General features: G+C 36.2%; 14 protein-coding genes, 2 riboswitches and 1 other annotated feature. Of the genes, 12 read left to right on the plus strand and 2 right to left on the minus strand.

Annotation, left to right across the window (positions count from 1 at the left end):
- Nucleotides 1-26: 26 nt before the first annotated feature.
- Nucleotides 27-728: a CDP-diacylglycerol--serine O-phosphatidyltransferase gene (gene pssA, locus DN392_RS19905; protein ID WP_000285422.1), complete on the minus strand. Its 702-nt coding sequence runs from the start codon at nt 726-728 to the stop codon at nt 27-29.
- Between the two features lie 182 nt (nt 729-910).
- On the minus strand, nt 911-2797 hold the full coding sequence (locus tag DN392_RS19910; RefSeq protein ID WP_000939068.1) for an LTA synthase family protein: 1887 nt from the start codon (nt 2795-2797) through the stop codon (nt 911-913).
- Between the two features lie 254 nt (nt 2798-3051).
- Here DN392_RS19910 and DN392_RS19915 point away from each other — a divergent pair, with 254 nt between their 5' ends.
- From DN392_RS19915 to DN392_RS19970, 12 genes are all read left to right on the plus strand, one after another.
- Nucleotides 3052-3447: a DUF3888 domain-containing protein gene (locus DN392_RS19915; RefSeq protein WP_001228833.1), complete on the plus strand. Its 396-nt coding sequence runs from the start codon at nt 3052-3054 to the stop codon at nt 3445-3447.
- An 89-nt stretch (nt 3448-3536) separates the two neighbouring features.
- A riboswitch (Lysine riboswitch) is annotated at nt 3537-3718 on the plus strand.
- A 180-nt stretch (nt 3719-3898) separates the two neighbouring features.
- Nucleotides 3899-5215 (plus strand): diaminopimelate decarboxylase, encoded by a 1317-nt coding sequence (gene lysA / locus DN392_RS19920; protein ID WP_000280662.1) that lies wholly within the window; start codon nt 3899-3901, stop codon nt 5213-5215.
- Nucleotides 5216-5331: 116 nt separating this feature from the next.
- Nucleotides 5332-5440: riboswitch (SAM riboswitch) on the plus strand.
- 72 nt (nt 5441-5512) lie between these two features.
- Nucleotides 5513-5656: a YezD family protein gene (locus tag DN392_RS19925; protein ID WP_000116163.1), complete on the plus strand. Its 144-nt coding sequence runs from the start codon at nt 5513-5515 to the stop codon at nt 5654-5656.
- 86 nt (nt 5657-5742) lie between these two features.
- Nucleotides 5743-6447 (plus strand): phosphoadenylyl-sulfate reductase, encoded by a 705-nt coding sequence (locus DN392_RS19930; protein WP_088091291.1) that lies wholly within the window; start codon nt 5743-5745, stop codon nt 6445-6447.
- Nucleotides 6448-6485: 38 nt separating this feature from the next.
- Nucleotides 6486-7622 carry a sulfate adenylyltransferase gene (gene sat / locus DN392_RS19935; protein WP_048561382.1) on the plus strand — a complete coding sequence of 379 codons (1137 nt, stop codon included), beginning with the start codon at nt 6486-6488 and terminating at the stop codon, nt 7620-7622.
- 12 nt (nt 7623-7634) lie between these two features.
- Nucleotides 7635-8228, plus strand: coding sequence for an adenylyl-sulfate kinase (gene cysC / locus DN392_RS19940; RefSeq protein WP_048561381.1), 594 nt, complete (start codon nt 7635-7637; stop codon nt 8226-8228).
- 12 nt (nt 8229-8240) lie between these two features.
- Entirely contained in the window at nt 8241-9863 is a 1623-nt protein-coding gene (locus tag DN392_RS19945; protein WP_071742282.1) for a nitrite/sulfite reductase, read from the plus strand.
- A 10-nt stretch (nt 9864-9873) separates the two neighbouring features.
- A complete protein-coding gene (locus DN392_RS19950) occupies nt 9874-10074 on the plus strand; it encodes a DUF3906 family protein (RefSeq protein ID WP_000366913.1) in 201 nt (66 codons plus the stop codon).
- An 85-nt stretch (nt 10075-10159) separates the two neighbouring features.
- Entirely contained in the window at nt 10160-10936 is a 777-nt protein-coding gene (gene cobA, locus DN392_RS19955; protein ID WP_048561379.1) for a uroporphyrinogen-III C-methyltransferase, read from the plus strand.
- Nucleotide 10937: 1 nt separating this feature from the next.
- Complete coding sequence (locus DN392_RS19960; RefSeq protein ID WP_048561378.1) at nt 10938-11693, plus strand: sirohydrochlorin chelatase; 756 nt, start codon at nt 10938-10940, stop codon at nt 11691-11693.
- Nucleotides 11668-12285 carry an NAD(P)-binding protein gene (locus DN392_RS19965; RefSeq protein WP_048561377.1) on the plus strand — a complete coding sequence of 206 codons (618 nt, stop codon included), beginning with the start codon at nt 11668-11670 and terminating at the stop codon, nt 12283-12285. Before DN392_RS19960 ends, DN392_RS19965 begins: the two co-directional genes overlap by 26 nt.
- Nucleotides 12286-12346: 61 nt before the next feature.
- Nucleotides 12347-12594: a binding site (T-box leader), on the plus strand.
- Between the two features lie 111 nt (nt 12595-12705).
- Nucleotides 12706-14061, plus strand: a complete 1356-nt coding sequence (locus tag DN392_RS19970) for a sodium-dependent transporter (RefSeq protein WP_048561376.1) — start codon at nt 12706-12708, stop codon at nt 14059-14061.
- Nucleotides 14062-14074 lie beyond the last annotated feature (13 nt).

The raw sequence follows: 14074 nt of genomic DNA on the forward strand, positions 1-14074 counted from the left end.
GAAACCTTCCGGAATCGGAAGGTTTCTTATTTTTCTTTATTTGCTCTTTTAGATGGTCTTTGTCTAAGAAATTGAGATAGCATATACAAAATATATAGTGGAATAGCAATGAATAAGAAAACAGAAAAATTACCGAACCCTGTTTGGTACATTGTTATAATGATTCCGACTAGAAATAGTGTAATAATGATGCTATATCGTGGAATTGGTACATCTTTTAAACTTGGGATACGAATGCGGCTCACCATTAAAAATGCGAACGTTACAAATACTGTAATAAGAACGATTTTGGGAATGGTATGTGAAAATAATGTTAAGAAAGCAACAAGCCCTCCCGCTGCTGTAATCGGTACCCCAGTGAAATATTTCATTGAAGTAGAAGATGGTGTTACATTAAATCTTGCTAAACGGTATGCTCCGAAAAGAGGGAATAGTCCCGCTATGTATAGTCCGATGATTCCGTAATTGGAGAAAGATGTGTAATACATGAGAACAGCAGGTGCTGCACCAAATGTTACGACATCCGCCAGCGAGTCAAGCTCTTTTCCCATTTGTGAATCAACACGTAATAAACGAGCAACACGCCCATCAAGACTATCTAACATCATCCCGATAAGTACTAAAATAGCAGCTGATTTATAATATCCTAAAGATGCATAGCCGATTGACAAGAATCCACTATATAAATTTCCGAGCGTAAATAAGTTTGGAATAGCTGCTCTATACAAAATCTGATCCCTTGCTTTCTGTAATAAATTCTTAATTAGTTTATGAAATTTTACTTATTTTATCATACCATAAATTTCTTCCTCATACGAAAAAAATTCCCAATTTGTGAAAGATTTCATAGCGAAATGATTTGAAAAATAAGTAAAAAAAGAAGCAACTTTTATAAAAGTTGCTTCTGGCGCTATTCAAATTTCGTTGTCATTGTTCCGGTTTTATAACGATTGTTAGGGTCGAAACGTAATAAGTCTCCATAAATGAGTTTGTCGGAGAGTTTCAATTCAGTTTTTGCTTTTTCAATATTTGGTTGACATAATGAAATGTCCGCTTCTTCACCTGTATTTCGTTTATAGCACATGTTTTTTGTATAAACATAGTTTTCCGAAACGAAGCTACCATCACGCATTACCATAAGTGGATCTTCTTCTTTAATAAATAGGTCAGTCCCAAATTCAACTGATTGATTTGTTTTAATACCAAGTAAATGAAGTAGCGTCGGTTTAATATCAATTTGACCAGATACTTTAGAAATGACTTTTCCTTCTTGACCAGGTACATGAATAATGAGAGGGACGCGTTGTAATTGCATAGAATCAAACGGTGTAATAGCGTCTTTCCCAAGGAACTGAGCCATAGCTGCATTATGGTTTTCAGAAATACCGTAATGATCTCCATAAATGACAATAACGGAATTATCATACAGTCCTTCCTCTTTTAATTGTTTAATAAATAGTTTAAGAGCTTCATCCGTGTAACGAACGGTTGGGAAGTAGCGGTTTACAACACCACTTTCCGAATTAAACTCATCAACATATTGATCTTCTGGATTTAGAAGAAATGGAAAATGATTTGTTAAAGTAATAAATTTTGTATAGAACGGTTGTGGTAAAGATTTTAGCTTTGGAATTGATTGTTCAAAGAACCCTTTATCTTTTAATCCCCAACCGACAGACATTTGTTCTGTGCCTACGTAATCATTTAAATTAAAGTAACGATCATATCCAAGTGCAGGATACATTACATCACGATTCCAAAACGTTTTATCGTTTGAATGGAAGACAGCAGAAGAATATCCGTATTTTTTTAATTGTTCTGGTGTAGCTGTATATTCATTTGTTGCGTGAGTAAAGAATACAGAACCGCGGTCTAGCGGATAAAGTGAATTTTCAACGATAAATTCAGCATCAGAAGTTTTACCTTGTCCCGTTTGATGATAGAAGTTATCGAAATAAAAACTATCTTTAATAAATTCATTTAAAAATGGAGTGATTTCTTTTCCATTTATTTTTTTATTAATAACAAAACTTTGTGTAGATTCCATTGAAATCAAAATTACATTTTTACCTTTTGCAGCTCCAAATAAGTTTTTATCAACTTGCTTATCTTTTGAGTCTGTATAGTTTTTAATTTCAGAGAACCCGTCACCACTTGCAAATACACGTTCAGCCGAAGATTTAGATTGAAGTGTAATATCAAATAGATGATATGTGTATAAACCTAAATTTTTCACGACAGTTTGACGATCAAATGAGCGTGAGAACATTTGTGGCTTATAAATAACTGAAACGACAATTTGTAATGCTAATAGAGCTGTTACACCGCTAAAGAAAGTTCGCTTCTCAGAGCGAGAAAGTGGCGTCTTGTCGCAAAATGCTGGGAATTTACGTGAAAGAAACATTAAAATAATTGCATCTGCAAATAAAAGTAATGTTTTGTACGTAAAGAGTTCTTTTATACTTGTCCCTAAATCAGCCATATTATTTGTTTGAAATAAAACTGGGAACGTAACGAAATCGTTATAAAACCCATAAAACATTGCATTTCCAAATAAAATAAAGGACAGTATAAAACTGATTCCAACTATAATGCGGTTTCGGTGTTTAGATGCAAGTAAAGCAAAACCGAAAAATAAAAGTAACGCAGCTAGTGGATTAATAAAAAGCATAAATTCTTCAAAGAAGTTATCAATTTTAATATCAAATGCTAGCTTGTACACAATATATGTTTTTATCCATAATAAAACGACTGCAACGAGTGCAAATCGCAGTTTTGGAAACAGATGTTGTAGCATAATATACTCCTCTCCTAAAAAGCATGACAGTTCTTGTGAGCCGGTTTGATTAGCGCCTCATTTTATATATACGAACAGTCCTTTGTTATTATGTTTATTATACTATGAGTATCATTATACGAAAATAAAAGAGAGTTGTGGACTTTTTTATAATAATTGAGTAGAAAAAGGGCAGTGGGAGACAATAAAACGGAGTTTCTATGTATGATAATTATCGTGCGCAGAAAGAATCGTGTAATAATACGGAGGTTATAATGCGAAAATTATTATATTTTATAGTATGCAGTAGTGTTATACTTTTTGCTTCACCGAGTGTGTCGGTAGCCCAATATGATGCACCTCTTATGGAAGATGCCCTTTATTCTGTTTTATTTCCGAAAATAAATAAAGCAATTGAAAAACAATATGGGAGCTTGAAGCCTTATCAATGTCCTAAAATTATTAGTTTAAAAAAAGTGTATAGCGGTACATATTTATTTCAAGCAAGTATTGAAGTAACGAAGTATGAACGAGTTGCTGGGAAAATTGCTCCACCATTTGAGAAGGTAACGATTACATTTAATAATGAAGAAGGGGAATGGGAAGTGTCAAAGATTTCAGTAAAGCGCTTACCAAATGATACGAAATTAAACTGTAAAAAAACAATATAAAAAATTGTTTGACAAATAAAATGGTCCTTTGGTATTGTTAATAGCAACAATTAGATGTTTGAAAATTAAATAGACTTACCTCATCTACTCTCAAAGGTAGAGGCCGCGATAGGAAAGAGTAAGCTATGGGAGATTTAATGGAATCTGTGATCATAGGTTGAAAGGGACTATTGCCGAAATATACGAATAACCATCTTATTCATATATTGGGACTGCATTGAATAAATGTAGTACTGTCATAATATTTATTTTATGGAGAGCTATTTGGAGATGTTGATGCGGTTTCTTATTTTGAGGAGATAACAACTCGTTTATTTTTTCAATATATATTTTTCCTAATAAGAAACGCGTGTGAACATTGTTCCGCGCGTTTTTTGTCTATCTAAAAGCGTGCTGCAATGAATAGAAGATTGGGGTTATGAGTTTTAGAGGAAATAAGGGAGGAATTCAAATGTATTTACACGGCACAAGCCGAATCAATGGGCAAGGACACTTAGAAATTGGAGGGTGCGATACGACGCAGCTAGCAAAACAATACGGAACACCACTTTATGTATACGATGAAGAGTCAATTCGAGGAAAGTGTCGCGCGTTTCATCGTGCGTTTAAAGAAAGTGGTTTCTCTTATCAAGTAGCATATGCAAGCAAGGCGTTCTTGTGCATGGAGATGTGCCGAGTGGCTCGTGAAGAGAATATGTCATTAGATGTTGTTTCTGGAGGAGAATTATATACTGCGCTGCAAGCAGGATTTCCGGCATCACGCATTCATTTTCACGGCAATAATAAAACAGAAGAAGAAATTGTGATGGCTCTTCAGGCGAATATTGGTTGTTTTGTCGTAGATAATTTCTTGGAATTAGAAATTTTGCATGATTTAGCAGTGCAACATGGGAAATTTGTGAACATATTAATTCGTGTAACGCCCGGAGTAGAGGCGCACACACATGAATATATTACAACAGGCCAAGATGATTCGAAATTTGGATTTGGCGTGTCAAATGGTCAAGCGATGCAAGTGATTGAGATTGCTTTACAAAAATCAAATTATAATGTGTTAGGAATTCATTCACATATCGGATCACAAATATTTGAAACGGCCGGCTTTGTGCGAGCGATTGAAGTTCTTCGTCAATTTTTAGAACAAGTGAGAGAGCGAACAAACTATGTAGTAAAAGTGCTAAATGTAGGCGGAGGATTCGGAATACGCTACACAGAGTCAGATACACCATTAACTCTTGAGACATATGTGCGAGCTGTAACAAGTGCTGTGAGGGAACAATTTACAGTATGTAATTATCCCCTGCCAGAAATATGGGTTGAACCAGGCCGTAGTATTGTAGGGGATGCTGGAACGACAATTTATACAGTCGGATCTGTGAAAGACATTCCTGGTATTCGGAAATATGTATCAGTGGATGGTGGGATGACTGATAATTTAAGACCTGCTTTATATAACGCTCGTTATGAAGCGATGTTAGCGAATCGAGGGAATGATGAGAATGAGGAACTTGTTTCGATTGCTGGGAAGTGCTGTGAGAGTGGAGATATGTTAATTTGGGATATTACTCTACCGAAAGTTGCTTCTGCCGATTTACTAGCAATTTCTTGTACAGGGGCATACGGGTACTCGATGGCGAATAATTATAATCGGATTCGTAGACCAGCTGTCGTCTTCGCGAAAGGCGGCACATCACAAATTGTTGTAGAACGCGAAACATATGAAAATATTATTGGGAACGATCGCATACGTATTAAAGAACTTGTTTAAATAGAGAAAAGGAGTTGTTCGGATGGGCAATTCCTTTTTTGTAAAATAAAATAATTAAAATATATCGGAAAACTAGGATTGAAAAAAATCAGAATTGTGATAAAATACAAATACAAAGCTTATCAAGAGAAGCGGAGGGAACTGGCCCGAAGAAGCTCGGCAACCTGCTTATAGAAAGCAAGGTGCTAAATCCAGCAAAATGGAATCCATTTTGAAAGATAAGGTAAAATATATTACCGAACAGTCTTTTCGAAATGGGAAAGATTTTTTTTATGAATAAAAAGGGGGGCTGTTCGCGTGAGTGTACGGGAACATTTTGAGGAAGTATCTGAGAAAATTCAAGCGATGCTTGCTGATATGAAATATGGTTCAATTACAATTGTTGTGCAAGATGGGAAAGTCATTCAATTAGAGAAAAGTGAAAAGGTACGTTTAAAGTAAAAAGCGCTGACTAGAAAAACTAGAGGCGGTTTTAACCTATTATATTAGGTTAAAACCGTCTTTTTGCTTTTACAGGGGGAAAGAACATGTTGACGTATGAAACGTGGGAAGAAAATAATGTTTCATTTTCAGAAGAAGATGAAACGAAAGGCGCGCTATCAGTATTAAGTTGGGCTTATAAAGAATATAAAAGTGAAATTGTATACGCATGTAGCTTCGGAGTGGAAGGGATGGTATTACTGCATCTTATAAACCAAGTAAATCCATCTGCTAAAGTTGTATTTTTAGATACAAATGTTCATTTTCGAGAAACGTATGAATTAATTCAAAAAGTGCGGGAACGATTTCCTACATTAAATATTATAGAAAAACAGCCGGAACTTACGCTTGATGAACAAGCGAAGTTAAATGGTGAGAAATTATGGGAAAGTAATCCGAACCTTTGTTGTAAAATTAGAAAAATTTTACCGTTAGAAAAATCATTAGCAGCGGAAAAAGCGTGGATTTCTGGCTTAAGGAGGGAACAATCAGAAACACGTAAGCATACAAAGTTTATAAATAAAGATCATCGTTTTCAATCGATTAAAGTTTGTCCACTCATTCATTGGACGTGGAAAGAAGTGTGGCGATATGTATACAAACATAGCTTGCCGTATAACCCACTGCATGATATTGGATATCCAAGTATTGGTTGTGAGAAGTGTACGTTACCTGTAGGTGAGGGTGGCGATTCGAGAGATGGTAGATGGTCTGGGAAAGTGAAAACAGAATGTGGTCTTCATTACCAATAAGGTGAATTTGAAAATAAAGCTAAGAGAGGGTATAGAAAATGAGTATAAGAAACGAATTAGTAAACCGTATAGACGAGACATACGACGTATCACAAATTGAAAAAGAAATTCAACTAGACAACATTGCGTTAAGTGATTTAGAGCTATTAGCGACAGGGGGATATAGCCCGCTTATTGGTTTTTTAGGAAAGAAAGATTATGATTCGGTCGTAGAAACGCTTCGCTTAGCAAACGGGAGCGTATGGAGTATACCGATTACATTACCGGTAACAGAAGAAGTAGCAGAGAGTCTGAAAGCTGGAGAGGAAGTAAAACTTGTTAACGCTGAAAATGTATATGGTGTCATTCAAATAGAAGATATTTTTGTGCCTGACAAGGAAAAAGAAGCGTTACTTGTGTATAAAACGACGGATGAGGCTCATCCAGGAGTGAAAAAATTATATGAACGACCGAACGTTTATGTCGGGGGAGCTATTATTCTTACAAAACGCTTTGAAAATAATCCGTTTCCTTCTTATCATTTAGATCCAATTGAAACGAGAGAAGAATTTAAAAAGCGTGGTTGGAAAACAGTGGTTGGATTTCAAACGAGAAATCCGGTACATCGTGCCCATGAATACATTCAAAAATCTGCCCTTGAAATTGTAGATGGTCTCTTTTTAAATCCGCTCGTTGGGGAAACGAAGTCGGACGATATTCCTGCTGATGTAAGGATGGAAAGCTATGAAGTATTACTTCAAAACTATTATCCGAAAGATCGTGTCTTTTTAGGTGTATTTCCTGCAGCAATGCGTTACGCAGGACCGAGGGAAGCGATATTCCATGCATTAGTCAGAAAGAATTTTGGATGCACCCACTTTATCGTAGGGCGCGATCATGCAGGAGTAGGAGATTATTACGGGACTTATGAAGCACAAGAAATTTTTACAAACTTTACAGTGGAAGAGTTAGGGATTACACCGTTATTTTTTGAACATAGTTTTTACTGCACGAAATGTGAAGCGATGGCTTCGACGAAAACATGCCCACACGGAAAAGAGGATCATGTCATTTTATCAGGTACGAAAGTAAGAGAACTATTAAGAAACGGTGAGGTTCCGCCGAGTACATTTAGTCGTAAAGAAGTAGTGGAAGTGCTAATTAAAGGTTTGAAAAAAGAAGTAGTAACCGAATAGGGAGAGAATGACATGGATACGAATATTACTTGGCATACAGCATCTGTTTCAAAAGATGAGAGAAGAGTAAGAAATGGGCATCATAGTTTTGTAGTTTGGTTTACTGGTCTATCAGCTTCAGGTAAATCTACGGTGGCGAACGCGGTTGCTCGTAAACTATTTGAAAAGAATATTGGAAACTATGTACTAGATGGAGATAATGTACGCCACGGTTTAAATAAAGACTTAGGTTTTTCTGAAAGTGATCGTATGGAAAATATAAGACGGATTGGTGAAGTGGCGAAGCTATTTGTAGATCAAGGTACTGTTGTTCTTACAGCGTTTATTTCACCGTTTCGAGTAGACCGAAAACAAGTTAGAGATCTATTAGCGGCAGATGAGTTTATAGAAGTGTTTGTAAAATGTCCAATTGAAGAGTGTGAAAAACGTGATCCAAAAGGGTTATACAAAAAGGCAAGACAAGGTGATATTAAAGAGTTTACTGGTGTTGATTCACCGTATGAGGAGCCAGAGAAAGCAGAGTTAATTGTAGAAACGCACAAGTATTCTATTGAAGAATGTGCAGAACAAATCGTGAAGTACTTACAAGAGCGTAGTTTTATATAGGGGGATTAAAAAATGAGTTATGAAAAAGTATGGGCTAACAATGAAAAATTAAATCAGACTGAGAAAAATAAATTAAAAAAAGATGGATTGGAAATTTTTAATGATATTCCTTACTATGCGGAGAATGGATTCGAATCTATTCCGAAAGAAGAGTGGGACGCATTCAAATGGGCAGGGTTGTATTTACAACGTCCGAAAGAAGCTGGTTATTTTATGATGCGTGTAAATATTCCATCAGGGATTATTACGAACGCGCAGGCAGAAGTGCTTGCTTCTATCGCTGAAGATTATGGGCGTGACGTAATAGATATTACGACAAGGCAGGCGATTCAGTTTCATTGGTTAGAAATTCATCAAATTCCAGATATTTTTAAAAGATTAGCAAGAGTTGGGTTATCTTCAGCTGGGGCTTGTGGTGATATAACGCGTAATATTACAGGGAATCCACTTGCTGGTATTGATGCAAATGAACTGTTTGATACAACTGGTATTGTGAAAGAGGTATATGACTATTTCCAACATAATGAAGAGTTTTCTAACTTACCACGTAAATTTAAAATGTCTATTAGTTCTAACATTTATAACTCAGCAAACGCAGAGATTAACTGTGTTGCATTTACACCTGCTACGAAAGAAATAGATGGTGAGAAAAAAGTTGGTTTTCATATAAAAGTAGGTGGTGGATTATCAGCTCGTCCATATTTAGCTGATGAATTAGATGTATTCGTTTTACCAGAAGAAGTGAAGGGGGTAGCGATTGCTATTGCTACGATATTCCGTGATTTTGGATACCGTGAAAAACGTCATTTAGCTCGTTTGAAATTTCTAGTTGCAGACTGGGGAGCAGAGAAATTTAAAGAGAAACTAATAGAGTATATAGGACCTTTGCAAAGTAAAGGAGAAAGTGCTCTCAAAGGATGGAATGCGGGATACTTTTATGGTGTTCAAGATCAAAAACAAGATGGACTAAAATATGTAGGTTTTAATGTGCCGGTAGGACGTCTACATGCAGAAGAAATGTTTGAGATTGCAAGAATTGCTAAGCAGTATGGAAATGGACAGATTCGTACATGTAATTCGCAAAACTTCATTATTCCGAATGTTCCGCCAGGAAATGTAACAGGTTTACTAAATGAGCCGTTGTTTGAAGCGATATCAGCAAGTCCGAAATCATTTATTGGTCATGCGGTTTCCTGTACCGGTATTGAATATTGCAATCTTGCTTTAGTAGAAACGAAAGAAAGATTACGCAAAATCGCAGAGTACTTAGATACACAAATTGCACTCGATGTTCCAGTTCGTATTCATATGGTAGGATGCCCGAATTCATGTGGACAACGTCAAATTGCTGACATTGGATTACAAGGGGTGAAAATGAAAACGAAGGAAAAAGGAATTGTTGAAGCATTTGAAATATACGTAGGTGGAACGTTGTTAGATGGCGGTGCTTACAATCAAAAGTTAAAAGGGAAAATAGATGGCGAGGATCTACCTGAAGTACTTGCATCATTTATAAGTTATTTCAAAGAGAATAAATTACCAGCTGAAACGTTTTATGATTTTGTCGGTCGTGTTGGTATAGAGACATTACAAATAGCGTTAAATACCGTGTTAGAAGAAGTAATAGCGTCTTAGGAGGGACAATATGGATTTATATCGATTTGAAGCTGTGTTAGTAAATAGTATTGTTCCGATTGTTGTCGTTGCTCAAAGTGAAGAACAGGCATTTAAGCTCGCGGAGATAGAGCTTGAAAAGCATTTTTTACCGTTACCAGAAGTAAAGGAGATTTCCCTGTTTGAAAAAAAGAAGATTCGAAAAGGTGCGGCATTTGTTATTCATGAGTAGGGAAAAGGTAATACGAAATAATGAAAACTTCCATTCGTATATAAGGATGGAAGTTTCACTTTAATAGTAGAAATGAGGAGAGATGATGGGGAAGGTTTATATCGTTGGTGCAGGTCCTGGTGATCCAGATTTAATTACTGTGAAAGGGTTGAAATGTATTGAGAAGGCAGACGTTATTTTATACGACCGTCTCGTGAATAAAGAGTTGCTTTCCCATGCAAAGCCTGAAGCGGATTTAATTTATTGCGGAAAACTACCAAATTATCACACGATGAAGCAAGAGACGATTAACACGTTTCTTATTAAATATGCGAAAAAGGGAAAAGTTGTAACGAGGCTAAAGGGCGGGGATCCATTTGTATTTGGTAGAGGAGGGGAAGAAGCTGAAGCGTTAGCAAAGCAAGGGGTACCATTTGAAATCGTTCCTGGTATTTCAGCTGGAATAGCTGCTCCTGCTTATGCTGGCATTCCAGTGACACATCGTGATGCAAGTGCGAGTTTTGCTATTGTGACAGGGCATAGGAAAGAAGGTGCTGAAGAAGAAGTGAAGTGGGAAAATTTAGCGAAAGGTGTAGAGACTTTAGCTGTATATATGGGGGTTAGCAATTTACCCTACATATGTGAACAACTGATGAAGCATGGAAAAGACAAAAGTACACCTGCTGCTATTATTGAGCGGGGAACGACATCAATGCAGCGCACAGTTGTTGGGACGTTAGGAACAATTGTGGATGTTGCAAAAAAAGAACAAATTCAAAATCCAAGCATGATTGTAATTGGAGAAGTGGTCCGTTTTAGAGGGAAAATCCATTGGTTTGAGAAACAGACAGAAAGTACCTATCAAGTAAGCGGAGTGTTATAAAATGAAAGCCATCTTATATATATGCCATGGAAGTCGTTTGAAAGCAGCTAAAGAAGAAGCGGTTGCATTTATTACGTCATGCATGAACCGTGTAGAGGCAAGTATTCAAGAAGTTTGTTTTTTAGAGTTAGCGAGTCCAACGATTGATGAAGGGTTCCATACATGTGTGAAGCGTGGTGCTACAGAGATTATTGTTATTCCAGTTTTTTTATTAGCGGCAGGTCATGTGAAAAAAGATATACCGTTTGAATTGGAAAAGTTAAATAATCAATTTTCGAATGTTAAAGTGACCTACGGTAACCCGTTTGGTGTATCAGAAACACTTGTGAAATCGGTGTATAGCGGAAGTGGCATTGAACAGGAAGATAAGAATGAAGTGACGCTACTTCTCGTTGCAAGAGGGAGTAGTGATCCTGAAGTATTAAGAGATATAAACTGGATCGCTTCTTTATTTCAACATGAAGAGAAAATTAAAAAAGTAGAGGTTTGTTATTTAGCGGCTGCCGAGCCGAAATTTGAGGAGAAGTTAAAGGAAGTTGTTGAACGAAAAGAAAAAAATATCGTTGTACTTCCTTACTTATTATTTACAGGTTTACTTATGAAACATATTGAAAAAGAAGTGCGCCAATATGAGTTGGATGAGATAAAAATAAGTCCGTATTTAGGAAAGAATAAAGCGTTTCAATATATGTTAATTCAGAAAACGAAGAAATTATTGAAGGGAGATCAATATGTATCCACTTACAGTGCGAGTTGAGAAGAAACGTGTTGTTGTCATTGGTGGAGGGAAAGTCGCGGGATTTAAAATTATTCCTTTACTAAAACAAGGTGCGGATATAATTGTGATAAGTCCTGAATTGGATGCGAATTTAGTGAAACTAGTGGAAGAAAAGCAAATTCGTTGGTATCAAAGGGAGTATGAAAAAAATGATATTCAAGGTGCTTTTTTAGTTGTTGCAGCGAGTAGTGATGCCGTATTAAATGAACAAATTGCTGAAGATAGCACAGAGAATCAATTAGTAAATGTTATTACGAACCCGGAAAGTGGCAATGTTCATTTTCCGGCGGCGATTCATCGTGGATTACTGAATGTGGCTGTTTCTACTGGAGGAGCAAGTCCGAAACTGGCAAAAAAAATCCGTGATGATATCGCAAATAAATATGATGAGGCGTATGAATCGTATCTTGATTTTTTATACGAAGTTAGAATAAAAGTGAAAGAATTACAAATAGAGAAAAGAGAGAGAAATACATTGTTGCAAGAAGTATTAAAGTCGATATATGTTCAAAATGAACAAAAAAGAGAATTGTTTTTACAAGAATTAGAGAGAAGAGTTCATATAGGATAATGAATAAATTGTACTTTACAACTATAAAAATATAATTTATAATCACAAGTAACTTCAATAAATGAAATCGATGAGCAAGAAGAGTATGTATATTTGATACGTTCAGAGAGCTGGGGTAAGGTGGGAGCCCGGTACGATAAAATATACAGAATGGGCTTGCGAGAGGTATGTTGAACATTGTAGTAGGCAACCCGGGTTCCGCCGTTAAAAGGATAGAGTATCGGAGTTTTCCTGTACTTGAACAAGTGGGATTTATCAATCCAATTGAGGTGGTACCACGGTATTTACATTACATATATCGTCCTCTACATGCATATTTGCGTGTAGGGGACTTTTTTATTTTCTAAAGGAGGTGTGCGAGTATGAAATGAAAGTGTATAATTAATAAAAGTTTTAATATTCAGAAAAGGAGAATTTATGATGAAAGAAACACAGCAATGGACGTCGAAAATAGGCTTTGTACTCGCAGCAGCCGGAGCCGCAGTAGGTCTTGGTGCCATATGGAAATTTCCATATGTTGCAGGTAATGGTGGGGGAGGCGCATTCTTCCTTGTATTTTTACTATTAACTTTATTTATAGGTATGCCTTTACTATTAGCGGAGTTTGTTATTGGACGTAGCACTCAAAAAGAGGCGGTTACAGCTTATAAAGTACTAGTACCAAATAGTAAAGTATATCCTTGGATTGGTCGTATGGGAGTTGTAACTTGTTTTAGTGTACTCTCTTTTTATAGTGTTGTAGGTGGATGGATTTTACTGTATTTATACTATAGTATTACAGGAAGCTTCTGGAATGGTGTTGTTGATTACGGGAAATTGTTTGGTGAAACGATTTCAAATCCAGTAAGCGCGATTGGAGCGCAATTTATCTTCATGCTTTGCACTATTTTTGTTGTAAGTAAAGGTGTCGAGAAAGGAATAGAAAAAGCAAGTAAGTATATGATGCCGCTATTATTCATTTTATTTATTGCTATCATTATTCGTGCGTTAACACTTGATGGTGCTATGGCTGGGGTAGAGTTCTTCTTAAAACCAGATTTCTCAAAGCTGACAGCAGATACGATTTTATACGCGATGGGACAATCGTTCTTCTCACTAACAGTAGGTGCCTCAGTAATGGTCACGTATAGTTCGTACTTGAAGAAAGAAGAACATTTAGCGAAATCAGCAACATCTATTGTAAGTTTAACTGTTTTTGTTACAGTACTTGCAGGATTAGCAATTTTCCCAGCGATTTTCGCATTAGGCGTTAAGCCGACTGAAGGGCCAGGATTACTGTTTATCGTCCTTCCGGCAGTATTTGCAAAAATACCATTTGGACAATTTTTCTTTGTTATGTTTTTAATTTTATTCTTCTTTGCGACTTTAACATCAGCAATTTCAATGCTTGAAATTGTAGTAGCATCTGTTGCGAAAGGTAATGAGAAGAAGCGTCCGTCAGCATCATTATTAATTGGTATTCTTATTTTTGCAGTTGGAATCCCGTCAGCATTATCGTTTGGAATTATGAGTGATGTGAAAATATTTGGTAAGACATTCTTTGATTTCGTCGATTTTTCGGTAAGTAATGTATTACTGCCGCTCGGAGTACTAGCCATTTCGCTATTCGTACCAAATAAAATGAGTAAAGAGATGTTAATGAAAGAATTAGAAGTTACGGAAACGAAAGGGAAAACATTATTTAATATTTGGTTCTTCTTGCTTCGTTATGTTATTCCAGTAACTGTAATTATTGTATTTTTAAATGCGATAGGCGTATTTAAAATGTTTGCATAATAAAACGACGGAG

It is taken from the genome of Bacillus sp. BB51/4, assembly GCF_008368845.1.
Classification (GTDB): Bacteria; Bacillota; Bacilli; order Bacillales; family Bacillaceae_G; genus Bacillus_A; species Bacillus_A wiedmannii.